Raw genomic sequence first — 24,390 nt, forward strand, 5'->3', positions numbered from 1 at the left:
GCCTCTACCACAACGGCACCCCCAGCGAAGCCGTAGACCCCCGCACCCTCGCCCCCCGCATCAAAGGCCACAAAACCAGGCGGTCGGAGGGCCTGGCGGCGAACGACGCGGAGGCGTGCGGCTCCTGAGGCACGGCAGCCCGAGCCCGGGGAGTCGCCGGGGCCGCCGGGCTGCTCGGGCCCGCTCGGAGCTACCGAAGCTACTGACGCCCGGGAACGGGCGGTGCTTCGGCCTGCCTTCCCGGCCGCAGCGACTGAACGCCCAGCGACCGGGATCTGCGACTGGACCGTTCAGTCGCTGCCGCCATTGAGACGCCAAAAGCGCAGGTCAGAGGGGTCGCCACAATGAGGACAGCGACCGAAGCGACTGAAGTTCACGCATTATGACGGCATTGGCGTGCGCGCGTGCGCCCGTGTGCGTCATAGATAGGAGGCTTCAGTCGCTTCAGTCGCTGATTCGGGCTGCGGCCCCTGTGTGACCTGCGGTTTCCTCTGAGCGACCGGAGAGCGACCAAAACAGGCTCGGTCGCTGCTCAGCGACCGAACTTCAGTCGCTGAGCAGCGACCGCGACGGCCTCGCCCTCGCGGGCCTCCCGGCCGCCGCCTCCGGTGATGTCACAGCCGGAGGCCGCTGTCTCGTCGTAGGGGTTGCAGGCAGTTCCCGATCGAGGAGTGGATGATGAACCTGGCGCTGTGGATCGCCGCCGGAGCGCTGGCCGCGCTGGCCCTGGGCGGCGGCGTCACCAAGACCTTCGTGCCCAAGGAGAAGCTGGCCGCGGTCCATGGCGGGGGCTGGACCGGGGACGCCGGCGCCGCCTTCGTCAAGACGCTCGGCGTCCTGGAGCTCCTGGCCGCGGCGGGCCTGGTCCTGCCCGCCGCGCTCGGCGTCGCCCCGGTGCTGGTGCCGGTGACCGCGCTGTGCTGGGTCCTGCTGATGGTCGGCGCGATGGTCACCCACGGCCGCCGCGGCGAGCACGGGTTCGTGGTGCTGAACCTGGCCTACCTCGGGCTCGCTGCTTTCATCGTGTGGGGCCGGTTCGGTCCCGAGTCCTTCACCGGCTGACGGGGGAACCGGCATGAGCAGGATCGAGGAGTTCGAGGAGCTGCGGCCGCTGCTGTTCTCGATCGCCTACCGGATCCTCGGCAGCGTGAGCGAGGCCGAGGACGCGGTCCAGGAGACCTGGTTGCGCTACGAGGCGTCCCCGACGCGCCCCAGGTCGGTCCGGGCCTTCCTGTCGGCCGCGGTGACCCGGATCGCGATCGACGTGCTGCGCTCGGCCCGCGCCCGGCGGGAGGAGTACGTCGGGCCGTGGCTCCCCGAGCCGCTGCTCGCCGACCCTTACCAGGACCCGGCGCGGTCGGCGGAGCTGGCCGACTCCCTGTCGATGGCGGCCCTGCTGCTGCTGGAGCGGCTCAGCCCGCTCGAGCGGGCGGTGTTCGTGCTCCGGGAGGTGTTCGGTTTCGGCTTCCCGGAGATCGCGTCGGCGGTGGGGCGCTCGGAGGCGGCGTGCCGCCAGCTCGCGGTGCGGGCACGGCGTCACATGGCCGAGGGCCGACCGCGCTTCGAGGCGGACCGCAGAGAGCGGGAGGAACTGGCGGCACGGTTCTTCGACGCCCTCCGCGAAGGGGACGTCGACGGCCTGCGGGAACTGCTCGCCGCCGACGTGTCGTTGGTCGGTGACGGCGGCGGCAAGGCCCCGCGACTGGCCAGGGCCGTCGCCGGCGCGGAGAACGTGGCCCGGCTGCTCGCCTCCGTCTTCCCCTGGATGGCCCGGATCGACGTGACGTTCGAGCCGCACGAGGTCAACGGCCAGCCGGGCGCGATCTTCCGCGACGGGCGCGGCAGGGTGCTCCACGCACTGGCGCTGGACGTACTGGACGGGCGGATCCAGACGGTCCGGGCGGTCATCAACCCCGACAAGCTCGGGCACGTGGGCCCGGTGGCGGACGCCTGGGCGATCGACCGCGCGGTCAGACGGGCCCGCAGGCCCACGCGATGAGGCGAGGACGACCGCCTGGGGGCACCCACGCCATGGGCGCCCCTCGGGAACGTTCATCGGATGTTCATCGCCCTGCCCGACCGTGGGCGCGAACCCGGCGGTCAGCCGGGATCGCGCCCCCACGGACCCGGGAGGAACCACCATGAGCACGTTCGCCATCAGACGCACGGCCGCCGCCCTCACCTGCCTGGCCGCGCTGACGGCCCTCGGCACCACCCCGGCGGCGGCCGCTCCCGGCCGCGCCTCGGACACCGCCGCGTCCGAGGGCCCCTCCGCGCAGGCCACCTGGTCCCGCATCAACCTCTCCCGGATCCACGTCATCGACCTGGAGGAGGACGGCTGGCTCGGCAACGGCGACGAGATCCGGGTGGAGGTCTTCTCCCCGCAGAAGGGCTTCGCCCACATCTGGCCCGCCAACGCAGCCACCTTCAAGGTGGGCAAGGACATGACCTGCATCGCCTTCGGCCACGTCTGCGACACCAGCGGCACCAACTACGCCACCGCCCTGGACGGCGGTGGCGTCGCCGTCCAGGACTACACGGTGGGGGACCAGCTCTCCGTCCGCATCGTCGAGGACGACACGGTCGGCCCCGACATCCTGGCCGAGGCCCGGATCACCGTGGACGGGCAGCACCAGACCTTCCACGCCCACAGCCCCGCGGACGCGAGCTTCGCCTACATGATCTACGGCACGCTCACCCCGATCGGCTGACGCCGCCCGCCCCCCGGCCTCAGGCCCCCGGGCCGACCGGGACGTCGCCCTGGAGGGTGACCCGGTGCATGATGCGGCGGAAGTCGCCGTAGTCGCGGTTGGCGTAGTGGGCGGTCGCCCGGTTGTCCCACATGGCCACGTCCCCGGGCGCCCAGCGGTGGCGGACGATGTGCTCCGGCTTGGTGATGTGGGCGTGGAGCAGGTCGAGGATGCCGCGGCTCTCCGCGTCGGACACCCCCACGATGTGCGAGGTGAAGCCGGGGTTGACGAACAGCCCCCGGCGGCCGGTCTCCGGGTGCACCCGCACCACCGGGTGCTCCACCGGGTCCAGGCTGCGGTACCGCTCGCCGTCCCACTCGTTGCCCTCCCCGCCGCGCCGCTGGGCGAGGTAGTAGCCGAACTCCCGCGACCCGTCGTGCACCGCGGTGAGCCGGTCGGCCAGCTCCCGCACCGGCGCGGACAGGGACTCGTACGCCAACTGGAGGTCGGCCCAGCTCGTGTCCCCTCCGGTCGGGGGGAGCTGGACGGCGCGCAGGATCGAGCCCAGGGGCGGGCGGCGCACGAACGTGACGTCGGTGTGCCACACGTCCGCGAACCCGTTGTCGGCGGCGTCGATGGCGTAGATCTCCGGGTGGGCCTCGTCCACGCCGGGGACGACGGGGTGGGAGGCGGTCAGCCGCCCCAGCCGGTTGCCCAGCGCCACCTGGCCGTCCGGGGTCAGGGCGTGCTGCCCGGGGAAGAACAGCACCTTGTGCTCGGTCAGGGCGCGGCGCACCGCGGCGATGCCGGCGTCGTCCGCCGTGGCCAGGTCCAGGCCGTGGACCCGGGCGCCGAACCCCGGGCCGAGGGGTTCGAGGGACAGCCGGGTGCCGGCGGTTGAGGGGGACAGGGTGGACATGGATCCTCCATCCGGGAAGGGGCGGGAACGGTTTGGGGCGCGAGTTTCAGGTGGCGGCCTCGCGGACCGCCGCCGCGATCTCGGCGCGCAGCGCGGCGTACCGGGGCAGGCCGCGCAGCTCGTCCGGTGGCGTGCCGGTGCGGGGCAGGTCCACGGCGATGTCCAGGGCGACGGTGCCGGGCCGCCGGGTGAGCACCACCACGCGGGTGCCGAGGAACACCGCCTCGTCCACGCTGTGGGTGACGAACACCGACGTGGACCCGGTGCCGGAGCTCATCCGGCGCAGGTCCTCCTGCAACCGCTCCCTGGTCAGCGCGTCCAGCGCGGCGAACGGCTCGTCCAGCAGGAGCAGCCCGCGGTCGCCGGCGAGGGCGCGGGCGATGGCGACCCGCTGCTGCTGGCCGCCGGAGATCTCCCAGGTCCTGCGGTCCGCGGTGTCCCCCAGGCCCACCCGCTCCAGGAGGGCGGCGGTGCGCGCGGCGCGTTCCGCGCGGGGGACGCCCGCGTACCGCAGGGCGAGGGAGACGTTGCCGCCGACGGTGCGCCAGGGCAGCAGTCGGGGCTGCTGGAACACCACCCCGGCGTCCCTGCCGGGCCGCGGCGCCTCGCCGTGCACCAGGACCTCGCCGCTCGTGGCCCGTTCGAATCCGGCGATCAGGCGCAGCAGGGTGCTCTTGCCGCAGCCGGACGGGCCGACCAGCACGAGGAACTCCCCCGCCGGGACGTCCAGGGACAGCGGCCCCAGGGCGGTGACCGCCGCCTTGCCGCGGCCGTAGGCGTGGGTGACCCCGCGCACCCGGACGGCGTCCGGCGCGGTCGGGCGGGGGCGGGCCCCCGCGCCGGACGGGGTGCCGCCGGACTCTTCCGCGGCCTTCTCGGTGGCGCGGCCGCCCGTGTCAGGAGGAGACGTCATCGGCCAGCCCTTCGACGTAGACGGCCTTCTCCAGCGCCGCGAGGTCCGGCGCGGCCTCGATCTGCTTCTGGCCGACCAGGAACTCGGCGGCGCTGCGCAGGTTCTCCGCGACCCCGCCGACCGCGCCCGGCCTGCCGAGCCACTTCTCGCTCGCCTGGTCGGCGGGGGTGAGGAAGACGCCCTGGTCGAGCTGGGCCCTGGCCTGCCGCGCGCTGACCCCGAGCTGGTTGCCGACGGCCGCAGCCGCGGCGTCCGGGTCGTCGTGGATCAGCTTCAGGGCGCGGGCCTGCACCTTCCGCCAGGCGGCGATGACGTCCGGGTGCTCGTCGATGAACGCGGTGGACGCCACCCCGAGGTCCAGGGTGGGCTTGCCCGCCGTGGCCAGCTCCCGGCTGGTCACCAGCACGTCGCCGGTCTTCCTCAGCTCGTCCAGCGTCGGCAGCCACAGGTAGGCCGCGTCGATGTCGCCACGGGTCCAGGCGGCGAGGATGTCCTGCGGCTCCAGGTCCAGGATGTCCACGTCCGACGCCTCGACCCCGGCCCGGTCCAGCGCGGCGAGCAGGCTGTAGTGCGCGGTGGAGCTGAACGGCGTGGCCACCTTCCTCCCGGCCAGGTCCCTGACGTCGTCGATGCCCTTGCCGCGCCGCGCCACCAGCGCCTCGTTGTCCCCGGCCACGTCCAGGACCCAGGTGACCCGGTAGGGGATCCTCAGCGGCGCGGAGAGCCCGCGGGCGACGGGGCTGGAGCCGATGGCCGCCAGGTCCACGGAGTCCGCGATGAAGGCGGTGTTGATGCTCGCCCCCGAGTCGAACTTGGACCACTTGACGGTGTAGCCGGGCAGCGCCTCCTCCAGCCAGCGTTTCTCCTTCACGACCAGGTCGCCGCTGGGAAAGGCCTGGTAGGCGATCCGGACCGTCTTGCCGCCCCCGGAGGACCCGGAGCCGGATCCGGAGCCGCAGGCGGCCAGGGTGAACAGCAGGCCGAGGGCCGCGACGAGGGTGAGGGCGCGGCGGGCGCCGCGGAGTCGGGTCATGGAGGTGCTTCCTTGTCTGCGAGGGCGGGAGCGGGGCGGGGACGGCGCCGGGGGCGCCGTCCGCGGGTCAGGTGCGGCCGCGCCAGGGGACGAGGCGCCGCTCCAGGGCGTGCAGCACACCGTCGATGAGCAGGCCGGACAGGCCGATGGCGAACAGGCCGAGGACGACGACGTCCGACTGGTTGTAGCGCTGGGCGTCGCGGATCATGCCGCCGATCCCGGGGACGCCGTTGACGGTCTCGGCGGCGACCACCGACGAGTAGGCGATGCCGAACGCCAGCCGGATGCCGACGAGGATCTCCGGCAGCGCCGAGGGCAGGACCACCGCGGTGACCACCTGGGCGGGCCGTGCGCCGATGGCCCGCGCCGCCTCCACCAGCGGCAGCGGGGCCGAGGCGACGGAGGAGGCGGTGGCCACGGCGACCGGGGGCATCGCGGCGATGGCCAGCAGCCAGATCTTGGGGGACTCGTCGATGCCGAACCAGATGATCAGCAGGCTGAAGTAGGCCAGCGGAGGCAGGGTGCGCAGGAAGGCGACGGCCGGTTCCAGCACCACCCGCACCCAGGGCAGCGTGCCCATCAGCACCCCGAGCGCGAGCCCGGCGGCCACGCCGAGCCCGGCGCCGACGGCGATGCGCCGCAGGCTGGTGCCCAGGTGCTCGATCAGGTAGTGCCCCTGGTAGCCGCGGACTCCGTCGTGGGTGGTCGAGGTGTCCACCAGCGCGTCCAGGACGTCGGCGGGCGAGGGCACGAGCAGCGGCGACCACAGGCGCAGCCAGACCGCGGTCTGCCACAGGCCGAACAGCACGAGCAGGGCGAGCACCCGCAGCCCTGCGCGGCGCAGCCGGGCGCCGCCCGGGCCCGTGGGGCGTTTCCGCGCGGGCGGCGGTTTCTCGTTCGGAGCGTGGTCGTGCTGCTCGGCGGTGGACACGGCCGTGGGCATGGCAACTCCGCGGGAGGGCGTGGCGAGGAGACGCGGCACGGCGCGCACGAGGGCGCGTGGGCGCGTGGGCGCGTGGGCGCGTGGGCGCGTGGGCGCGTGGGCGCGTCACGGGGGAAGGCGGAAAGGGGCCGCTCGGCGGGCTCGCGGTGCGGAGCGGGGCCGGGGGCGGGTTACGAGGTGTGAGATCCCGTCAGAGGGATCACCGGGTACCGCCGCGTCAGGCGCGACAGAAGGCGCTGGAGGTGCGGCAGAGGTCGATGGAGAGCCGCTCCACGAGGTACCGGTCGGCGATCACGCCTGGATTTCTAGCACGATCACGTGGCCATCACCAGGGCGTCTCCACCAAGTGAGACGGCGGCGCACCGCCGCTCCCCCTGCGCGAGGGCTCGGCGGTGCGGGGGTCGGGCAGCGTCGCGGGGCGGCCGGATCCGTCGGGCCCGCCGGGCGGTCGGCGGTCGGTCAGCGGGCGGGGCGGACGGCGTAGTCGGCGAGGGAGGGGGCCAGGGCGTCGAAGGCGGTGCGGGCGTGGGCGGTGACGGTGCGCGCGATCTCGTCGTTGGGGTGCCCGTCCAGGGTCAGGCGCAGCGTCTCCTCGAACAGCAGGCGGTGGACGGCGCCCAGTTGGGCCGCGGCGACCCGGGGCAGGATGTCGCCGGGGGCGGCGCCGGTCTCCTCGGCGAGGACGCGGGCCATGGCCCTCTCGCGGTCGTCGTGGAACTCCCGCAGCCGGGCAACCAGCGTGGGGCTGCTGGCGATCATCCGGGCGAACTCCGGCCCGGAGAAGCCGATGACCGGGTCCTGCTCGGCCACCGAGGCCAGGTAGGCGCGGCGCAGCGCGGCCAGGGCCGACTCGCCGGGCTCGCGCGCGCGGATGGTGGTGGCGGGCATCTCGATGAAGACGTCCTGGAGGTCCAGCGCGAGGTCCTCCTTGCGCGGGAAGTAGTTGGTGACGGTCATCTTGGCCACCTGCGCCGCCGCCGCGACCTCGGCGATCGTGACGTTGTCGAAGCCCCGCTCCAGGAACAGCCTGGTGGCCTGGCGGGAGATGTTCTCCCTGGTCCGGGCCTTCTTCAGAGCCCGCAGGCTCGTCGTCTCTCCGCTCATGGCACCACTATAGCTAGGTCGGACCAAAAAATTTGCTTGACATATTCATAGGTCAAACCTAAATTTAGGTCATGGCTGGGCCGAGCGCACCATGCTCGGGCCCCGACCCACCCCTGCCCCGATCCCCGCCGAACACCGTCTGGAGAAGCCCCTTTGACACACGTGACCATCGAGGAGCACACGGTTGCCGACCGCGGCAGCGGGCCGTACGCGCTCACCACGGGCCCGGACGGCGCCCTGTGGTTCACCCTGGTCCACAGCGGCCGGATCGGGCGGCTCGTGCCCGGCCAGGAGCCGACGAGCCACCAGCTCGACCCGGAGTGCGGCCCGACGATCATCGTCTCCGGCCCGGACGGCGCCCTGTGGTTCACCGAGTACCGGGCGCACCGGATCGGCCGCATCACCACCCGCGGATCCATCGACGAGTTCGCGCTGCCCACCCCGGACTGCGGGCCGTTCGGCATCGCCGCGGGGCCCGACGGCGCGCTGTGGTTCACCGAGTCCGCCGCCGACCGCATCGGCCGCGTCACCACTGACGGCGATGTCACCGAGTTTCCGCTGCCGGTCACCGGCGCCTTCCCCTCCGCGATCACCGCGGGCGGCGACGGCGGACTGTGGTTCACCATGAACCAGGCCAACGCGATCGGCCGGATCGGCGTGGACGGCGCGGTGACGCTCCACCGGCTGCCGACCGAGGCCGCCGCACCGGTGGGGATCGCCGCCGGGCGCGACGGCGCCGTGTGGTTCACCGAGATCGCCGCCGGGCAGATCGGCCGGATCACTCCCGACGGCCGGGTCACCGAGTTCCCGCTGCCCGACCGCGCCGCCCGGCCGCACGCCGTCACCACCGACGGCGACGGCACCCCGTGGTTCACCGAGTGGGGCGCCAACCGCGTCGGCTCCCTCGCCCCCGACGGCACCGTCACCGTGCACGACCTGCCCACCCCCGGCGCCGAGCCGCACGGCATCGCCCTGGGCCCGGACGGCGCGCTGTGGACGGCGCTGGAGATCGGCGCCCTGGCCCGCGTCGCCCCGGCGGACAGCCGCTCCTGACCACCGCCGCGCCCCCCGGCCCCGGCCCGACCGACCGCTGCCCCACCGGCCCGACCCACCGGCCCGACTCACCGACTCCGTCTCGACGAAGGGACTTCATGACACACCAGGCACCTCTCGACGCCGCCGCGGAGTTCGACCGCCAGGTCCGCAACCTGACCGAACTCGGCTACCCCGCCCTGGCAGGCGTCGATCCGGCGGAGTTCGACGCGATGCTCAGCCCCCTGCGCGACCTCGCCGCCACCACCGGACCCGCGCCGTACGACCCGTACGACCCGGAGTCCGGCCGGGTGCCCTTCCTGCTCGTGGTCACCCGCGAGGTCGCGCCCGTCGAGCAGGCGATGCAGCGCACCACCCTGCACGGCAGGGACAAGCCGGGATTCGTGGACCACTCCTTCGAACCGGGCTCCCTGGAGCGGTTCGTCGCCACCGAGGCCACCGCCCTCCCCGACCCGCGCGCCTACCTGCTGTTCGACGTGGAGCGCGGCGAGGAGTTCTGCGGCGCCGTGCCCAGCGACGCCATGGACGCCATCGCCGGGCGGGGACGGAACCTGCTCACCATCGAGGAGGGCATCGCCCTGATCACCCACTTCCCGTGGATCCTCGTCAAGAACAAGTGCTTCTCCCTCGGCGGTTCACGCTCCGGTGACCGCCGGGTCCCGGCGATCTGGATCAGCCGCAACACGCCCAAACTGGGCTGGTGCTGGCAGGGCAACCCGCACACCTGGCTGGGCATGGCCTCCGCGGGCGCCCGCCGCGCCGCCTCGTAGCGACACTCAACCGACCGCGCCCCGGCCCGTCCCGCCACCACCGGCGGGGCGGGCCCGCGCGTTGTCGAGACCGGAGATGATGAGGTCGAGACCGGAGTGGAACTCCCGCTCCGCGCTGCTGGTCGCGGCGGCCCCGGCGATCTCGATCAGCCGGGGGAAGCGGTCCGGCGGCAGGGCGCGCACGCGGTCGATGATGGTGGCGGCGTCCTCGTCGGGCGCGATCGACAGCGGGCCCGCCAACTCCGCCTGCGCGAAGCCCATGACGAAGCCGGACACCGCGCGGAAGGCGACGAGCAGCTCGGCCCCCGAGCGCCCGCTCCGCGCCAGCGCGGCGAGCAGGTGCTCCCCGCCGGTGAGCGTGGGCAGGTCCAGGCTGCGGCGGGTGAGGATCAGCGGGATGACGTCCGGGTGCGCCCGGTACGCGCGCCAGTGCGCCTCGGCGAGGGTGCGCACGTCGGCGCGCCAGTCGTCCGACGGTACCCCCGGCACGTGCTGCACCGGCTCCAGGACGGCGGCGACCAGCAGCGCCTCCAACCCGTCGCGGCCCTCGACGTAGTTGTAGATCGTCATGGCGCCGGTGCCGAGCTCGGCGGCGAGGTTCCGCATGGTCAGGGCCGCCAGTCCCTGCGCGTCGACCAGCGCCAACGCGGCCGCTCGAAGCTGGTCCTCACTGAACTTCCGTGGCGCGGGCATGCCTTCCTCCCTTGATTCACGTACATCGTACGTGGTCCACTTGCCCGCGACCACGTACGACGTACGTGAACGTGAGCGGTACGCCGCAGAAAGGGGCCCTCCGTGACACCCATCGACATGTTCGCCTCCGCCATCCGCCTGCACGGCGACGGCACGGTCCTGGCCGAGGAGCGCCGGATGACCGGCGACCTGGACGGCTGGACCGTCGCCGCCTTCCACGTCGAGACCGACGAGGACGTGCACGCCGACCACTGGGAGATGCACCCCGACGCCGACGAGGCCGTCTGCGTCCTGTCCGGCGGGGCGCGCCTGACCCTGCGGGCCGACGGCGACTGCCCCGAGCGGTCGGTCGCCCTCGCGGCCGGTCAGGCCGTCATCGTGCCGCGCGGGCGCTGGCACCGCGTCGAACTGGCAGGCCCCAGCGACCTGATGTCGCTGACCCTGCGCAACGGCACCCGCCTGGAGCGGCGCGAGGACGGCGAAGCCCGGTGACGGCGCACAAGGACACCCACACCCGGTCCCACTCCTCGCCGCTCCACCCGTCCTCGCCGTCCCCGCCGTCCCCGCCGGGGCGGCGGCTGCTGGCGGTGGTGCTGACGGTGCAGTTCATGGTCGCCCTCGACGCCTCCGTGGTGAACGTCGCCCTGCCCGACATCCGCTCGGGGCTCGGCTTCACCGGCGACGGCCTCACCTGGGTGGTCAACGCCTACGCCCTCGCCTTCGGCGGCCTGATGCTGCTCGGCGGGCGGCTCGGCGACATCGCGGGCCACCGCCGCACCCTGCTCGCCGGGCTGGCGCTGTTCGGCGCGGCCAGCCTCGCCGGAGGGCTGATGCAGTCCCCCGGCGGGCTGGTCGCCGCCAGGGCGGTGCAGGGCGCGGGCGCGGCGGCCCTGGCCCCCGTCGCCCTGTCCCTGCTCACCACCAGCTTCCCGCCCGGCCCGGCGCTCTCCCGCGCCCTGGGCCTGTGGGGGGCGACGGCGGCGGCCGGTGGCGCCACCGGCGTCCTGGCGGGCGGTGTGCTGACCGAGTGGCTCGGGTGGCGGGCCGTCATGCTCGTCAACGTGCCGATCGTGGCGTTCGCCTACGTCATGGGCGCGGGACTGCCGACCGGCCACCGCCGCAAGGCCGCCACAGGGCGTCTGGACGTCCTCGGGGCGGTGCTCGCGACCGCCGGGGCCACCACGCTGGTGCTGGGCGTCGTGCGCACCAGCACCGCGGGATGGGGCTCCGCGGCCACCGTGCTCACCCTCGGCTCGGCGGCCGTGCTGCTCGCCGCGTTCGTCGCGGTCGAACTGCGGGTCCGCGACCCCCTGTTGCGGATGGGCCTGCTGGCCCGCCGACCGGTGCTCGGCGCGAACCTGTTCATGATGCTGCTGTTCTCCGGCCAGTTCGCCGCCTTCTACTTCACCTCCCTGTATCTGCACCAGGTGCTCGGGTTCGGACCCGCCACGGCCGGGGCCGCGTTCCTGCCGTTCTGCGTGGGCATCGTCATCGGCTCGGTGATCGCCACCAGGACCGTCGCGACCCTCGGACTGCGGCGCCTGCTCGTCGCGGGCGGACTCGTCGGCGGATGCGGATTCGCCTGGTTCGGGGCCGCGTTCGCCGCCGAGGGCGGCTTCTGGGCGGCGATCCTCGGGCCGTCCCTCGTGGCGAGCGTCGGCATCGGGATGTGCATCGTCCCCCTGGGCACGGCCGCGACATCGGGGGTCCCCGCGGACGAGGCCGGGATGGCTTCCGGCCTGATCAACACCTCCCGCCAGATCGGCGGCTCCATCGGCCTTGCCGCCCTGGACACCCTCGCCGTCACCGTGATCGGCGACCACCACGGCGGCTCCCCGGCGGGACAGGCCGACGGCTACGGGGCGGCGATCGGCGCCACCGCGGTCCTCCTCGCCGGAGCGGCGGCGGTGGCGGCACTGCTCATCCCCGGACGCGGTGCACCCGGAGCCCCGCCCGGGGCACCGGAGAGCGCGCCCCTCGAGGGGCCGGGGACGGCGGGGGGAGAGGCGCGGTGATGCGGGGTCGGTGTCCGGAGGACGCATCGGGGTGCGTTCGGGAGGACGTCGGCGCGTAGCGTCCGTCAGGCTGTGCGCCTCCGGTCGGGGTTCCGACCGGAGGCGCTTTTCTGCGTCTGCCCACCACAGATGCTTCCAGCTTGAACCAGTTCTCTGAGAAGCCCTGAGAGCCACACCCCCCTCCCCGCCCGATCGCCCTTTCCGGCGCCCCTTGGGCCTCTCCCGCCCGGCCGAGCACCCCGCTCTCCCACCGGCCACCTCCCGCACCGGCGTCCGTCCTCCGCCGTGCATGGGCTCGATTTCTGGGCAGATGAAGACGGGGAGGACGGTCGGTCTCGGGCTGGGTGCGCGCGACCGCGAGATGGCTACCGGTCAGGTGTGAGCATGAGCTGACCAGTAGGAGCGGTGCGCTGTGGGCAGGGCTAGTCGAGGTGAGCGTGCCGCATGCCGTGGGCTGGGCTGGCTGGTGCAGTGAGGGCTTCTTGAGGGCCCGTGGGAACGCTCGTCGGACATCGGACCACCTCTCCGCCGCAACATCGGTTCCCGGACCTCGCCACCGGCCCGAGGGCACCTGAGCGCGTGGATCCACGTCAACCTCTGGATCCGATGCCAGGCAGTCCGCCCACCGATCCTCTGCTGCCGTGGAATCCCAGCGAGCGACGCGGGGCGCAGCGGAGGGGGGCGAGCCGGAAGGGATTGGCGCTTCCCTGCGACGAGATGATGGTCCGAAGGTGCCGTGCACATCGGACGCTCGGGCTTCTTTTGCTTGAGGATGTGCTCCTGTAGGTCCGCCCTTTGGTGGGCTCGGTGGTGAGATTTTTGAGTGCCGAGTCGCTTGAACCGTGGCTCCTGATGGCTGCTGGAGAGACGCAGGAATCGATCGTCCCAGTGGCAGTAGGCCATCACGATGGAGGGCAGCTTTGATGGAGAGAGGAGATGAAGCTACCCGCCGATCAAGCCTCCGTCGTGAGCAATCCGGAGTCGCGAAGGGGACGACATCTCAAGCCCCTCCCCCGGAGAGAGATGCCTCGCCATGCATCAAAACTCAAGCATTCAGCAGACCCAGGCAGAGCGACTCATGCTGACATGTGACTGCAAGAGAGGCGGCATATCCCTAACCATGGTGCGGTGACTAGAGGCACGAGCGCTCTCCCATCTGGGTGCAACTGGTAGCACCATGAGGAGACGTTAGTGTGCCTGGTACGGCCTCTTGATGCCCAACTTTCATGGCCTGTGACGCACGAGGTTCTCGACGCAGAAAAACTACTCTGACCTGCAAGAACAATCATCTATGCAAACATGCCAGCAAGCTTGAACGCAAGCATTGGAGCTAACCCTATGCAGCACAGTGACAGTTGTCATTATAGAGGTGGAGTATCGAGCGTGCCATCAAGTCGATACAGCCATAGACGACAAGGTCTTGGATCACGCCAGCGTGACTGTCGTACTCTAAGTGTATTTGCAAGCGAAGGCGCAAAGGAACTTAGAGACGTGTTGTCGAGTGGGTGGATGTGCAGATTCGATCGTAAGTCGTATGGCACGGCAGCAAGCTGATTGCAGTACGGGCATGAAAACTAATGGGGGCGCATGCTTATTGACTGATGCGCCAGCGAAGTCACAAGTCCACTAGTGAACTTAATACGTCCCTTAATGGGCTACCCACCCTAAGGTGGATGCGTAAGCTTCTGGGTAAGCGCATGCGGAAATGCATACTCAAACGAATGTAGACGCTTGCTTGTCAGTCTCGGCGCACACAAAAGATTCAACTGGAATGCAAACCAAATGTTGAGCGCGTATGCAGATAGAACGACATACAAGCGTGTTCATCTGCAAGCACGCCTAGGCGGATACGGGCTAAGCAACTCGACGACACACCGAGCTCATCACCAACTCACACATCCCCTCGAAGACAAGCCCGCCACCTCATCCCCTGGCACACCCTCACGCGTGTCGGCCTGTCAGGGTGTTGATCAGTCTGCTAGCCTGGCGCCTCGTCCGTGTGGGAGTAGAGGTCAAGGTGAAACCGGAGACATGTGGTTCCGCCGCAAGGCAGGCCGGAGAGGCAATACGTGTCTTAGCCATACCCTCAGCGGAGCCGTCAACGGTGACCCCCGCGAGGAAGCAGACTGTCGCGGTGATGGGGAGCCAATCCCGCCCCACCCCCTCTGCCTGCGCCAACGGCCTTTCTCGCGGTGTCGTGCGGCTCGTTTCCGGGGTTCCGGGCCCCACCAGGAGCCCTTACCGCCCTCGGTGGAGCGCAGAGCGCTTCTCGGCGAAGAACCAGCACAGCAAAGCTCAGCAAAAGGGACATAACCAGCCCGCCAGGCGGGCGTGAGTCACAGTGAGAGGCCCCATGTCCAGTCCCTTCTCCCCGCCCGCCGCCCAGCCGCACGCGGCCATCCCGTGGGCGCGGCTGTCGCACATCTTCATGTTCGGCAACGGCAAGGGCGGGGTCGGCAAGTCGTCGACCACGGCCAATGTCGCCGGAAAGGCGGCGCGCAGCGGCCTGCGCACCCTCGTCATCGACTGCAACGCCCAGGGCAACATCGCGCGGGAGCTCGGCTACAAGAAGGCCGACTGGAACGACTTCGGCGCCGGGTTCCTGGAGTCGCTGCGCACCGGGAGGCCCCTCGTGCCGCGGGAGAACGTCCGTGAGAACCTCGACGTGATCATGGGCGGGCCGCACCTGGGGGACGAGTTCGGCATCTTCTTCCACACCCTGCTCGCCAAGGAGGGCCCGGGCGCCTACCTGCGGCTGCTCCAGTGCCTGCTGCCGATCGCACACAACTACCAGATCATCGCGGTGGACACGCCCCCGGAGAACCCGTCGCTCCAGCGCTTGGCGCTGGCGGCGTCCCGGTGGCTGGTCATCCCGGTCAAGAGCGACGGGGGAGCGGAGGACGGCCTGGCCCAGATCGGCCTGGAGTTCTCCTACGTGAAGTTCCGCAGCCAGCTCAACCCCCATGTCTCGCTGCTGGGCGTCCTGCTGTTCGACACGGGGCGGAACTACAGCGGCATCCACGCCGATGTGCGCAGGCAGGTCCAGCGGGTCCTGGGGGAGGAGGCGCACATGTTCAAGCACATCATCGGGCACACCGAGTCCGTGGCCAGGCTGGCGCGCAAGCGCGGCATGCTCGTCTCGGAGCTGGCCGCGATGCGCCAGGGGGGGGACCGCACGATCCCTGAGACGGTCGAGTCCCTGCACAGCGACTACGAGGGCTTCACCGAAGAGATGTTCGCCCGCGCACTGGAACTCAGGAAGGAAGCGGCATGACCGGGCCGAAGGGGAAGAAGAAGGACGACGACCAGGGCATGTCGGACGAGGGCGTGGGCGGCCTGTTCAGCGGCGCCTCTCCCGGCGGCGCGCTCGCGGGCTGGGGGGCCTCGGTCGCGGCGGACCTGACCCCGGAGGTCCCGGCCGTCGCGGCCCCGGTGGAGCCCGCCCGTCCGCTGAGCGTGATCCCGCAGCCGGTGGTGCCGCAGCCGCAGGACGCCTCCGTCGACGACGCGGACACGGCCAAGCCCGTCGGCTTCTACGTCTCGGCGAGTGTGGCCTCGCGCTTCCGCAAGTTCCGCAGCCAGCAGGGGCTGACGAGCACCCAGGTGGTGCTGCTCGCGGTGGAGCACGCCAACGAGAAGGGCATCGCCTCGGTCGTGGAGGCGGCGCGCCGCCCGCCGAAGATCCAGTCGAAGCTGTTCCCCATCAAGCCCGACGACTCCGATCTGCGCGGGCTCGGGCCCGTCCAGCTCCAGTACAAGCCGACGCGGGCCCAGCGGTCGGTGATCGACGCGCTGGTCGCCGAGTCGGGGCTTCCGGACCACACCAAGTTCCTCGCCGTGGTCCTGAACGACTTCCTGCCCGGGCGCCGGGACACCTGAGGCCCGGCTCACCCGCCGAGAGGACCGCCCGGCAGGCGCCCGGCGGTCCCTCGGCCCGCGGCGCCTCGCCCGGGTGGGCGTGCGGCCGTCCACCGGTGGAGCCGCGGTTCAGGCCGTGCCGTAGAGCTCGGCCAGTTCGGTGATGGCGCGGCTCAGTTCCGCGCGGGCCTCGGCAGGGGCGACGACCTGGACGTCGGGGCCGAACTGCAACAGGTGGCGGACCGCCGCCACGACGGGGTAGACGACCTCCACCCGCAGCCACTCGCCGTCGCCGGGCTCGGGGACGGGCGGTCCCGCGAAGTAGCCGCCCGCGATGCGGGTCACCCTGTCCTGCCACTCCCGGCGCAGCCGGACGGTGATGGTGACGCCGCCGCCGCGGTCCTCCACCTCGCGGCGCAGGTCATGCCAGACCTCGGTGAGCTCCACGCCCGTGCGGCGGCGCACCTCGGCCTCGACGACATCGACCCGCGCCAGCCGGTCGGTGCGGAAGAGCCGCGGCCTGCCCCTGTGGTCGGCGACCAGGTACCAGGTGCCTGCCTTGGCCACCAGCCCGTACGGGTCGAGGGTGTAGGTGCGCAGCGCGGTGCGGCCGCTGTGGCGGTAGCGGACGCGCAGGCGGCGGTCGCTGAGGACCGCGGCGTACAGGGCCTCCAGGTCGGTGTCGGGGCGGGGCCCGGCCCGCCAGCGGTCCGGTTCGACGAGGATGCGACGGCTGGTCAGCTCGGCCGCCGGGCGGTGCGGTGCGGGCAGCGCGGCCATCACCTTGCGCAGCGCGGAACCCAGGGCCCGGTCGAGGCCGAGCGCCGAGTGGGCGCTCTGGGACGCCAGCACGAACAGGGCGCGCGCCTCGTCGGTGGTCAGGCCAGTGACGTCGGTGCGGAAGCCGTTCAGCAGCCCGATGCCGCCGTCCCTGCCGCGCTCCGCGTACACCGGGACACCGGCCGCCGACAGCGCCTCGACGTCGCGGTAGATGGTGCGCTGGGACACCTCCAGGCGCTCGGCGAGCTCCTTGGCCGGGACCAGGTCGCGGTGCTGGAGCAGCAGCACGATCGAGAGCAGGCGGTCGAACTTCACCCGCGCAGAATATGACGGTGGATGTCATATAAGCCCATCAAGATCGCTCCCGTTGGCACCGACGAAGGAGCGGAACCGTGGAACGTCACGACATCCAGTCCCTGGCGGCCCGTGTCGAGGGACCCGTGCTGGTCCCCGGGCAGGAGGGCTTCGACGAGGAGCGGACGGGCTTCAACCTGGCCGTGCGGCACCGGCCGGAGGTGATCGTCGGCGCCGCGCGGGCCGAGGACGTGGCGGAGGCCGTCGCCTTCGCCGCCGCCCACGACCTGCCGGTGGCCGTGCAGAACACCGGGCACGGCTTCTCGGTGGCCGCCGAGGGCGGGCTGCTGGTCACCACGCGGCGGATGGGCGCGGTCCGCGTCGATCCGGCGAGCCGCAGCGCGCACGTCGCGGCCGGTGCCCGCTTCGAGCAGGTCGTCCGGGAGGCGGCCCGGCACGGCCTGGCGCCCCTGAGCGGCTCGGCCCCGCACGTGGGCGTGGTGTCCTACACCCTGGGCGGAGGGCTCCCGCTGCTCGGACGCAGCCACGGCTGGGCGGCGGACCGGGTGCTGTCCATGGACGTGGTGACCGCCGACGGGCGGCCGCGCCACGTCACCCCGGACACCGACCCGGAGCTGTACTGGGCGCTGCTGGGCGGGCGGGACAACTTCGGCATCGTCACCGGCATGGAGTTCGGCCTGGTCCCGGTGGCCCGGCTGTACGGCGGCGGGCTCTTCTTCGACGCCGAGCAGGCCCCCGGTCTCCTGGAGGCGTACCGGCAGTGGACCGCGACGGTGCCCGACGAGATGAACTCGTCCGTGGCGCTGATTCCCTTCCCGGACGACCCGCAGGTGCCCGAGCCCATGCGCGGACGCCGCATCTGGCACGTGCGGATCGCCTGCACCGGCTCCCCCGAGGCCGGGGAGCGGATCGTCGAACCGCTGCGCCAGGCCGGACCGCTGCTGCTGGAGAGCCTGCGCGACATGCCCTACGAGCACAGCGCCGAGATCCACGACGACCCCCCGGTCCCGATGCCGTGGGCCGCCGACGTCGCCATGCTGACGGACCTGGACGCCGACACGGTCCGTACGGTCCTGGAGCACACCGGCCCCGGCGCGGCGGTGCCCGCCGTCGTGGAGCTGCGCCACCTGGGCGGTGCGCTGGCCCGCAAGCCCGCGCACCCCAACGCTGTCGGGCACCGCGACGCGCGCTTCATGCTGGCGGTCGTCATCCCCTTGACGGGCGTGGCCCCCGCGGACGCGCAGGCGTTCCTGGAGCGCGTGTTCACGGACCTGAAGCCGTGGACCAGCGGCCGGTACCTCAACTTCATGGGCCACGGCGACGCCGCCGATCAGGAGCGGACCCGCACCGCCTACAGCGCGGACGACCACCGGCGGCTGACCGCGCTCAAGACCGCGTACGACCCCCGGAACGTCTTCCGCCTCAACCACAACATCCCGCCGCACCCCACCCGATGACACCGACGGGGATGGGTCTTCCTAGAGTTCTGACCATGACCACAGACAACCGGCCCGCGGACGCGCCGAGTTCGCCCGTCACGTTCATCAACGTCTTCGAAGTCGCCGCCGAGCACCTCGACGCGTTCGTCGCCGAATGGGAACGACGCGCCGCGCTCATGAGCGCCCGGCCCGGCTTCCTGGACTCCCGCCTGCACCGCGCCCGTGCGTCGGAGACCAGGTTCCAGCTCGTCAACGTGGCCCACTGGGAGAGCCAGGAGGCGTGGGAGGCCGCCACCGCGGACATCGAGTTCCGCGCGCGCACCCGAGCCGCGAGCGAGGACCCGCAGACGCCGATCACGCCCAACCCGGGTCTGTACGACGTCGCCGCGGAGTTCTCCGCCGTGGTGGCGGAACAGGGGTAGTCACGTCGGCCGCCCCCGGTGTCGGCCACGCCACCGGGCGGCCGGGGCCTCATGGCTCGGGCCGGTCCAGGCAGATCAGAGTCTGCTGGCCCGTCGCGACCAACTGCCGGTGGCCGCCCCGGACACCGAAGACCTCCAGTCGGCACACGGTCAGGGTGCGCCCTGACTTCAGCACCGTGCCCACGGCCTCGATGTGGTCACCGACGGCGGGCGCCAAGAGGTTGATCTTGTACTCGACCGTGAGCACCGAGGTGTTCTCGGGGAACAGCGTGAACGCCGCGTACCCGCCCGCGCTGTCGGCGACGGCGCTGGTGGCGCCCGCGTGGACATAGCCGTTCTGCTGGGTCACCTCCGGCCGGGTGGGCAGCACGAGGCGCACACGTCCCGGTGCGATGTGCGCTATGCGCGCACCGAGGTGGGCCATGAGGCCCTGGCGCGCGAAGCTGGCCCGGATGCGCGCCTGCACCTCGGGGCTCGCCTGCTCCTGGTCCGGCTCCTGCTGCGTCCGGTCTTCCATGTGGTCTCCTCGGGCGGCCGGTGCGGTGGATCGGGGCCTGTGACGCGCCTTGCCCCTCCGGGGTTCGACGGGGCGAGGGCCGTCGTCCGGCGGGGTGTTCGGCGACGGGTGGCCCACTGACGGCGATCATCATGGCACCGCCGGGGCGGACGGCCGCCGCCCGCCCCGCGCGGCGCCGGGCTCACCGGCGGGGCCGCTCGCGCCCGGCGGCGCCGTCGAGCCGTCTTCCTCGTGGTCCTTCCCGGTGGCGACGGCGCAGGCGGACAGCAGCGTCCCGGCGGCGAGGCTGCCCCAGAGGGCGGCCGGGCCGTGGGGGGCCAGAGCGGTGATGGCGACCGGGGAGACGGCGAGACCGAAGCCCGTGGACAGCTCGAAGCGGGCGACGGCGCGCCCCAGGACATGGGCCGGGGCGAGGACGGTGACGAGCGCGGTGGCGCTGCCGGCGTAGACGATCTCGCCGATGGTGCAGACCACGGACACCGCGGCGACGGCCGGGGCGCCCCAGCCGGGTCCCAGTGAGGCGGCCGCGAGGAAGCCGAGGTAGGACGCGGCGAGCAGCACGCCGCCGAGGGCCAGCACGATCCGCCGGGGAAAGCGGGACAGCAGCATGGTGACCGGGACTTGCAGGGTGACCACCAGCACCGTGTTGGCCACGAAGACGGCCGCCGACCACACCGGGGACGCGTCCAGTTGCGTCACCAGGATCAGGGGGAGCGCGATCTCGGGCACGTTGAGGCAGAAGGCGTAGATCACGTTGGCGGCCAGCAGCGCGCGCATCCGGGGCGCGGGCCCGTCGCCTCCGCCCCCGGCCGGGAGGGCGGCCGGACGCGCGCGCAGACGGACCGACCACGCCAGGGCCGCCGCGGCGAGGTAGGCGAGCCCGGTGACGACTGCCAGGGCCCGCAACGCGGTGGTGCCGCCCGCCAGGCACACGGTGGCGAGGAGCGCGCCCACACCCAGGCCGGCGTTGCGCAGGGCCCGGCCTCCCGCGAGGGCGGCGTCGCGTTCCCGGCCGTGGGCGACCGTGGCCACCAGCGCCGCGTGGGCGGCCGGCCACGCCTGGTTGCCGATGCCGAGGAACAGCGCCGCCGCCGCGAACAGCCAGGCGTGCCCCGCCGGGGTGGCCAGCAGCAGCGCCACGCCCACCACCCGCACCAGCATCGACGCGGCCACGACCGTGCTGCGCGCCCCCCGGTCCAGCCAGCGGCCCACCGCGGGCATGCACACCAGGCCCACGACGACGCCGACCGTCATGGCGATGCCGGTGACCGGCGCGGACAGCCTCAGCACCGCCACCCCGTAGAGCAGCAGGAAGGGCCGCAGCAGGCCGGTGCCGAGCGCGTCCACGGCCAGGGCGACGGCGTAGCGGGGGCCTCCGGAGGCACGGACGAGGGCGCGGGGCCGGAGCCCGGTGGTGGTTGCCATGCCGCCAAACGGTGCGCCCGGACGGCGGGCCGGGCACGTCGGTTGACGGACACCGTCAACCGACGCCGCCTCCGGGCGTCCGGGCGGTGAGGATGAGGGGGTGACATTGAGGATCGACATCAGCGGCCTGCCGCCCGAGCGACTGCGGTTCGCCGCCTCCCCGCTGGCCGAGCTGACCGCGATGCTGCACGTGCTGGCCGAACCCGGGCACCATCCGCAGCACGCCGCCTGGGCCGGGGAGGTCTGGGCCGGGCTGCGCCCGGAGCTGGCCGAGCGGCTGCGGGAGGCGGAGTTCCTCTGGCGGTCCTCACAAGCCGACTTCCTGCTCCCCGCCCGGCCCCGGGCGACCCTCGCCGAGGAGCTGGACGACGTGGACCGGATCGACGACGAGACGTACGCGACCGCCGCGCTCGTCACCACGTGCGGCGGCCGGGCCCCCTTCGCCGCTCCGTCGCCGCTCACCGACGCCACCGCCCGGGAGCGGGCCCTGGAGCTGGCCCAGGCCCGCGGCGCGCGGCAGGAGGCCTTCGCGGAGCGGCTGCTCGCGGACCCGGCCGCTGTGCGGGCGCGGGTGCGCGACACCCTCGAACAGTGCGCCGAGCCCTTCTTCGACGCCGCCTGGACGGGCGCGGCCGTGCGGCTCGCCACCGATGTGCGGCTGAAGAACGACCTGCTGAAGCGCCACGGCATCGGGGCGGCCCTCGCGTCGGTCTCCGGCGCGGTCGGCCTGGCACCGGACGGCGACTGCATCGTCGTGGACAAGCTCCAGGACAAGGCGACCGCCGCCCACGGCACCGGTGTCACCTTCATCCCCAGCGTCTTCGGCCACCCGCACCTGGTGGTGGTCCACGCGCCCGGGTGGCAGCCGGTGGTGCAGTACCCCGTGGCCGAGCCGGACCCCGGCGAGCCGGTGCCGCTGGAAACGGTCACCCTGCGGCTGGAGGCACTCGCGCATCCGGTGCGGCTGCGGCTGCTGCGCACCTTGGCCCGGGGCCCGCACACCACCGGTGAGCTGGCCCACACCTGGGAACTGTCACCCCCGGAGGTCTCCCGCCACCTCGCCGTGCTGCGCCGCGCGGGCCTGCTCACGGCCCGGCGCCAGGGCCGCTACGTCCGCCACACCCTCAACCTGCCCGCACTGACGGCGCTGGGCACCGACCTGCTGGCGGCCGTACTGCGCTGAGCGGAACCGCCCCGCCGGGACGCGGCGACCGCCGACCAGAACATCGACACAACGCGGGGTTGTGCCTTGCGGTCGGGTCGGTTGTTTGCTCCGGGCGCCCGCTCCTCGCTTTGATGCCGTGGTCATCGTGCGGTTGTTCGGTCGGCGAGAGTGGCGTTGGGTATGGCGGGCAGGCGGACGCTGGGGCGGCGGTTCGGGCGGCTGTGGGCCGCGTACGCCGTCAGCGCGTACGGCACCTCGCTGGGGTTCGGCGCGTTCCCCCTGGTGGCGCTGCTCGTGCTGGACTCCGGCCCGGCCCAGGTGGCGGCGCTGTCCGCCACGGGGCGGGCCGTGGGGGCGCTGGTGGCGGTGCCGCTCGGCCCGTGGGTGGAGTTCCGCCGTAAACGGCCGGTCATGGTGACGATGGACCTGATCCGCTTCGCGGCGCTGATGAGCGTCCCCGCCGCGTATGCGCTCGGGTGGCTGGGCTTCGCCCAACTCCTGGTGGTGTCCGTCGTCGTCGCCGCGGCCGACATCGCCTTCAAGGCGGCCTCCGGCGCGTACCTGAAGGCGCTGGTGCCGCCGGAGGACCTGCTCGTCGCGAACAGCCGGTTCGAGGCCACGACATGGAGCGCGACCATGGTCGGACCGCCGCTCGGCGGGGCCGCGATCGGGGTGTTCGGCCCGGTGACGACCATGGTCGCCAACGCGGTCAGCCACCTGCTGTCGGCGCTGGGCATCCGCTCCATCGGCGGGACGGAACCCCGCCCCGCGCGCACCGGCGCGCACCGGCTGCGGGCAGGCGACCTGCTCGAAGGCTGGCGCCACATCCTCGCCCACCGCGCGCTCCGCCCGCTGTTCCTCAACGCGGTCGCGGTCAACGGCCTGATCATGGCCTCCGAGCCGCTGCTCGCCGTGCTGCTGGTGCGCGATCTGGGGTTCGCGCCGTGGCAGTACGGCCTGGTGTTCGCGGCCCCTTGCGTCGGCGGCCTCGTCGGCTCACGCCTCGCGCACCGGCTCGTGGCGCGGTTCGGGCAGCACGAGGTGCTGCTCACCGCCGGAACGCTGCGCGCGTGCTGGCCCCTCGGGCTGGCGTTCGCCCAGCCCGGCGTCCCCGGGATCGTCCTCGTCATCATCGTCCAGCTCGGTCTGGTGACCTGCTGCGGCGTGTTCAACCCGGTGCTGGCCACCCAGCGGCTTCACCACACCGGCCCCGACCGGGTCGCCCGCACCCTGGCCGCCTGGTCGGTCAGCACCAGCGCCGCCATCGCGGCCCTGACCGCCGGATGGGGCCTGCTGGCCGCCCTCACCGGCCCCCGCGTCGCGATCGCGGCCGCCGGAGTCCTCCTCCTCACCACCCCACTGCTCCTCCCGCGCCGCGAGGGCACACCCGCGCCCGGGCCGGGGCTCCACGGCGGCCGCCATGGCCCCGGCACGGCCGGGGCGCCGGTGCCCGACCCGGAACGGGCGATCAACGCGGCACACGGGACGGAGCGGCGGGAGCGGGGCGCGGGGGAGTGAGCGCGGGAGCGGGGAGGCGCACTGGGCCCGAGGAGGGGCGGGGACGCCTACCGGGTGGCGTCGGTCCCTCCGGTCCTGCGGGGCAGGCCGCGGTGACCTCATGACGGCACGTCACTCGATCTGGTGATTTTTCGGGTGCTGTGGTGCCGGTTGTGTGTTCGGAGGAGTGTGGCCAGGCGGTGGCGCAGGGACTGAGCGGGTGCCCGTGGCGGGGGAGAAGGGCCTGAAGAGGGGCGATAGGCGACCTGGAAGGCCGTTCTGAGCCCTTGGAGGGTCTGGAGGAGCGGGCGAGGGCCCCCGGGGCGCCAGGGAGCCGCTGCGGGCCCGGAGAGGGGCGGAAGGGCCCCTGCGGCTTCAGTCCCTGGTGCCGTTCGGTCCCTGCGGCGGGAGGCGCCACGCGTTCGGTCCCTGAGGGCGGGGGAGGGCCGAGAGGGACCGTTCTCCGGCCGTGGCGGCGGTCGGAAGGGCTGCCGTTCAGTCCCTGCCCGGCAATCGCGGGCGCCTGACCTGGGCTTTCCTGCTGGCAGCGAGGTCTCGGCGGCGTGCACGGCCGGTCCCTGACGGGCGGGGAGGCGCCGGGCTCGGCACCGCGACCCGCAGGGACCAGGGACTCTCGCCGCCCCCGTGGCAGAGACCGAGAAAAAGTCCGGTCCCTTCGGTCTCTGTCCGGGTCCCGGGCATCTCCGCAGGTCAGAGCGGTTCGTGGGCCCGAATCAGGGACTGTAGGGACTAAAGACTCTTAGTTATGAGCTACACAAGACAACACAAGGCATGTTCTTCGTACGCGCGCCCGCGCGTACGTAACCCTCATGTATCTA

The 24,390-nt window shown here is 72.7% G+C and carries 23 protein-coding genes; 14 read left to right on the forward strand and 9 right to left on the reverse strand.

Features of this window, described 5'->3' with window-relative positions:
- The 4 genes from ACYVO2_RS28555 to ACYVO2_RS28570 all read left to right on the forward strand — a co-directional run.
- Positions 1 to 128, forward strand: a 128-nt coding sequence (locus tag ACYVO2_RS28555) for a DUF6009 family protein (RefSeq protein WP_461010976.1), incomplete at its 5' end; no start/stop codon positions are given.
- A 550-nt stretch (positions 129 to 678) separates the two neighbouring features.
- The gene (locus ACYVO2_RS28560) at positions 679 to 1,062 is read left to right on the forward strand and encodes a DoxX family protein (RefSeq protein ID WP_461010915.1); all 384 of its coding nucleotides are present in this window, start codon (positions 679 to 681) and stop codon (positions 1,060 to 1,062) included.
- 13 nt (positions 1,063 to 1,075) lie between these two features.
- Positions 1,076 to 1,999 carry an RNA polymerase sigma-70 factor gene (locus ACYVO2_RS28565; RefSeq protein ID WP_461010916.1) on the forward strand — a complete coding sequence of 308 codons (924 nt, stop codon included), beginning with the start codon at positions 1,076 to 1,078 and terminating at the stop codon, positions 1,997 to 1,999.
- Positions 2,000 to 2,141: 142 nt separating this feature from the next.
- Positions 2,142 to 2,711 (forward strand): hypothetical protein, encoded by a 570-nt coding sequence (locus ACYVO2_RS28570; RefSeq protein ID WP_461010917.1) that lies wholly within the window; start codon positions 2,142 to 2,144, stop codon positions 2,709 to 2,711.
- Positions 2,712 to 2,730: 19 nt separating this feature from the next.
- Here the strand turns inward: ACYVO2_RS28570 and ACYVO2_RS28575 are convergent, their stop codons facing one another.
- The 5 genes from ACYVO2_RS28575 to ACYVO2_RS28595 all read right to left on the reverse strand — a co-directional run bounded on the left by ACYVO2_RS28575 (position 2,731) and on the right by ACYVO2_RS28595 (position 7,602).
- A complete protein-coding gene (locus ACYVO2_RS28575) occupies positions 2,731 to 3,609 on the reverse strand; it encodes a TauD/TfdA dioxygenase family protein (protein ID WP_461010918.1) in 879 nt (292 codons plus the stop codon).
- A gap of 46 nt (positions 3,610 to 3,655) precedes the next feature.
- Positions 3,656 to 4,522 (reverse strand): ABC transporter ATP-binding protein, encoded by an 867-nt coding sequence (locus ACYVO2_RS28580; protein WP_461010919.1) that lies wholly within the window; start codon positions 4,520 to 4,522, stop codon positions 3,656 to 3,658.
- Complete coding sequence (locus tag ACYVO2_RS28585; RefSeq protein WP_461010920.1) at positions 4,506 to 5,555, reverse strand: taurine ABC transporter substrate-binding protein; 1,050 nt, start codon at positions 5,553 to 5,555, stop codon at positions 4,506 to 4,508. The genes ACYVO2_RS28580 and ACYVO2_RS28585 overlap by 17 nt, the downstream gene beginning before the upstream one ends.
- Positions 5,556 to 5,622: 67 nt before the next feature.
- Positions 5,623 to 6,498 (reverse strand): ABC transporter permease, encoded by an 876-nt coding sequence (locus tag ACYVO2_RS28590; RefSeq protein ID WP_461010921.1) that lies wholly within the window; start codon positions 6,496 to 6,498, stop codon positions 5,623 to 5,625.
- 459 nt (positions 6,499 to 6,957) lie between these two features.
- Positions 6,958 to 7,602, reverse strand: coding sequence for a TetR/AcrR family transcriptional regulator (locus tag ACYVO2_RS28595; RefSeq protein ID WP_461010922.1), 645 nt, complete (start codon positions 7,600 to 7,602; stop codon positions 6,958 to 6,960).
- A 153-nt stretch (positions 7,603 to 7,755) separates the two neighbouring features.
- Between ACYVO2_RS28595 and ACYVO2_RS28600 the strand changes: the two genes are divergently transcribed.
- On the forward strand, positions 7,756 to 8,655 hold the full coding sequence (locus ACYVO2_RS28600; RefSeq protein WP_461010923.1) for a Vgb family protein: 900 nt from the start codon (positions 7,756 to 7,758) through the stop codon (positions 8,653 to 8,655).
- A gap of 98 nt (positions 8,656 to 8,753) precedes the next feature.
- Positions 8,754 to 9,425: a DUF5701 family protein gene (locus tag ACYVO2_RS28605; RefSeq protein WP_461010924.1), complete on the forward strand. Its 672-nt coding sequence runs from the start codon at positions 8,754 to 8,756 to the stop codon at positions 9,423 to 9,425.
- Positions 9,426 to 9,431: 6 nt separating this feature from the next.
- Here ACYVO2_RS28605 and ACYVO2_RS28610 read toward each other — a convergent pair whose 3' ends face one another.
- Complete coding sequence (locus ACYVO2_RS28610; RefSeq protein WP_461010925.1) at positions 9,432 to 10,118, reverse strand: TetR/AcrR family transcriptional regulator; 687 nt, start codon at positions 10,116 to 10,118, stop codon at positions 9,432 to 9,434.
- Between the two features lie 117 nt (positions 10,119 to 10,235).
- On the opposite strand from ACYVO2_RS28610, the gene ACYVO2_RS28615 reads away from it, so the two are divergent.
- The 4 genes from ACYVO2_RS28615 (at position 10,236) to ACYVO2_RS28630 (ending at position 16,012) form a co-directional block, all read left to right on the forward strand.
- Positions 10,236 to 10,610 carry a cupin domain-containing protein gene (locus ACYVO2_RS28615; protein WP_461010977.1) on the forward strand — a complete coding sequence of 125 codons (375 nt, stop codon included), beginning with the start codon at positions 10,236 to 10,238 and terminating at the stop codon, positions 10,608 to 10,610.
- A gap of 86 nt (positions 10,611 to 10,696) precedes the next feature.
- Positions 10,697 to 12,133 (forward strand): MFS transporter, encoded by a 1,437-nt coding sequence (locus tag ACYVO2_RS28620; protein ID WP_461010978.1) that lies wholly within the window; start codon positions 10,697 to 10,699, stop codon positions 12,131 to 12,133.
- 2,353 nt (positions 12,134 to 14,486) lie between these two features.
- Entirely contained in the window at positions 14,487 to 15,407 is a 921-nt protein-coding gene (locus ACYVO2_RS28625) for a ParA family protein (protein WP_461010926.1), read from the forward strand.
- Positions 15,404 to 16,012: a hypothetical protein gene (locus ACYVO2_RS28630; protein ID WP_461010927.1), complete on the forward strand. Its 609-nt coding sequence runs from the start codon at positions 15,404 to 15,406 to the stop codon at positions 16,010 to 16,012. Before ACYVO2_RS28625 ends, ACYVO2_RS28630 begins: the two co-directional genes overlap by 4 nt.
- A 108-nt stretch (positions 16,013 to 16,120) precedes the next feature.
- On the opposite strand, the gene ACYVO2_RS28635 is transcribed toward ACYVO2_RS28630, so the two are convergent.
- Complete coding sequence (locus tag ACYVO2_RS28635; protein ID WP_461010928.1) at positions 16,121 to 17,086, reverse strand: helix-turn-helix transcriptional regulator; 966 nt, start codon at positions 17,084 to 17,086, stop codon at positions 16,121 to 16,123.
- Positions 17,087 to 17,163: 77 nt separating this feature from the next.
- Here ACYVO2_RS28635 and ACYVO2_RS28640 point away from each other — a divergent pair, with 77 nt between their 5' ends.
- The gene (locus ACYVO2_RS28640; RefSeq protein WP_461010929.1) at positions 17,164 to 18,543 is read left to right on the forward strand and encodes an FAD-binding oxidoreductase; all 1,380 of its coding nucleotides are present in this window, start codon (positions 17,164 to 17,166) and stop codon (positions 18,541 to 18,543) included.
- A gap of 35 nt (positions 18,544 to 18,578) precedes the next feature.
- The gene (locus ACYVO2_RS28645) at positions 18,579 to 18,947 is read left to right on the forward strand and encodes an antibiotic biosynthesis monooxygenase family protein (RefSeq protein ID WP_461010930.1); all 369 of its coding nucleotides are present in this window, start codon (positions 18,579 to 18,581) and stop codon (positions 18,945 to 18,947) included.
- Positions 18,948 to 18,996: 49 nt separating this feature from the next.
- Here ACYVO2_RS28645 and ACYVO2_RS28650 read toward each other — a convergent pair whose 3' ends face one another.
- Positions 18,997 to 19,464, reverse strand: coding sequence for a PaaI family thioesterase (locus tag ACYVO2_RS28650; RefSeq protein ID WP_461010931.1), 468 nt, complete (start codon positions 19,462 to 19,464; stop codon positions 18,997 to 18,999).
- A 129-nt stretch (positions 19,465 to 19,593) separates the two neighbouring features.
- Positions 19,594 to 20,889, reverse strand: a complete 1,296-nt coding sequence (locus ACYVO2_RS28655; RefSeq protein ID WP_461010932.1) for an MFS transporter — start codon at positions 20,887 to 20,889, stop codon at positions 19,594 to 19,596.
- Positions 20,890 to 20,989: 100 nt separating this feature from the next.
- Between ACYVO2_RS28655 and ACYVO2_RS28660 the strand changes: the two genes are divergently transcribed.
- Positions 20,990 to 22,072, forward strand: a complete 1,083-nt coding sequence (locus ACYVO2_RS28660) for a DUF5937 family protein (protein ID WP_461010933.1) — start codon at positions 20,990 to 20,992, stop codon at positions 22,070 to 22,072.
- Positions 22,073 to 22,234: 162 nt separating this feature from the next.
- Positions 22,235 to 23,572 carry an MFS transporter gene (locus ACYVO2_RS28665; RefSeq protein WP_461010934.1) on the forward strand — a complete coding sequence of 446 codons (1,338 nt, stop codon included), beginning with the start codon at positions 22,235 to 22,237 and terminating at the stop codon, positions 23,570 to 23,572.
- Positions 23,573 to 24,390 lie beyond the last annotated feature (818 nt).

It is taken from the genome of Streptomyces capparidis (genome assembly GCF_054782095.1).

Coding starts and splice junctions, on each gene's coding strand:
- ACYVO2_RS28560 (WP_461010915.1), top strand. CDS start 679: ATGAACCTGGCGCTGTGGATCGCCGCCGGAGCGCTGGCCGCGCTGGCC.
- ACYVO2_RS28565 (WP_461010916.1), top strand. CDS start 1,076: ATGAGCAGGATCGAGGAGTTCGAGGAGCTGCGGCCGCTGCTGTTCTCG.
- ACYVO2_RS28570 (WP_461010917.1), top strand. CDS start 2,142: ATGAGCACGTTCGCCATCAGACGCACGGCCGCCGCCCTCACCTGCCTG.
- ACYVO2_RS28575 (WP_461010918.1), bottom strand. CDS start 3,609: ATGTCCACCCTGTCCCCCTCAACCGCCGGCACCCGGCTGTCCCTCGAA.
- ACYVO2_RS28580 (WP_461010919.1), bottom strand. CDS start 4,522: ATGACGTCTCCTCCTGACACGGGCGGCCGCGCCACCGAGAAGGCCGCG.
- ACYVO2_RS28585 (WP_461010920.1), bottom strand. CDS start 5,555: ATGACCCGACTCCGCGGCGCCCGCCGCGCCCTCACCCTCGTCGCGGCC.
- ACYVO2_RS28590 (WP_461010921.1), bottom strand. CDS start 6,498: ATGCCCACGGCCGTGTCCACCGCCGAGCAGCACGACCACGCTCCGAAC.
- ACYVO2_RS28595 (WP_461010922.1), bottom strand. CDS start 7,602: ATGAGCGGAGAGACGACGAGCCTGCGGGCTCTGAAGAAGGCCCGGACC.
- ACYVO2_RS28605 (WP_461010924.1), top strand. CDS start 8,754: ATGACACACCAGGCACCTCTCGACGCCGCCGCGGAGTTCGACCGCCAG.
- ACYVO2_RS28610 (WP_461010925.1), bottom strand. CDS start 10,118: ATGCCCGCGCCACGGAAGTTCAGTGAGGACCAGCTTCGAGCGGCCGCG.
- ACYVO2_RS28615 (WP_461010977.1), top strand. CDS start 10,236: ATGTTCGCCTCCGCCATCCGCCTGCACGGCGACGGCACGGTCCTGGCC.
- ACYVO2_RS28625 (WP_461010926.1), top strand. CDS start 14,487: ATGTCCAGTCCCTTCTCCCCGCCCGCCGCCCAGCCGCACGCGGCCATC.
- ACYVO2_RS28630 (WP_461010927.1), top strand. CDS start 15,404: ATGACCGGGCCGAAGGGGAAGAAGAAGGACGACGACCAGGGCATGTCG.
- ACYVO2_RS28645 (WP_461010930.1), top strand. CDS start 18,579: ATGACCACAGACAACCGGCCCGCGGACGCGCCGAGTTCGCCCGTCACG.
- ACYVO2_RS28650 (WP_461010931.1), bottom strand. CDS start 19,464: ATGGAAGACCGGACGCAGCAGGAGCCGGACCAGGAGCAGGCGAGCCCC.
- ACYVO2_RS28655 (WP_461010932.1), bottom strand. CDS start 20,889: ATGGCAACCACCACCGGGCTCCGGCCCCGCGCCCTCGTCCGTGCCTCC.
- ACYVO2_RS28665 (WP_461010934.1), top strand. CDS start 22,235: ATGGCGGGCAGGCGGACGCTGGGGCGGCGGTTCGGGCGGCTGTGGGCC.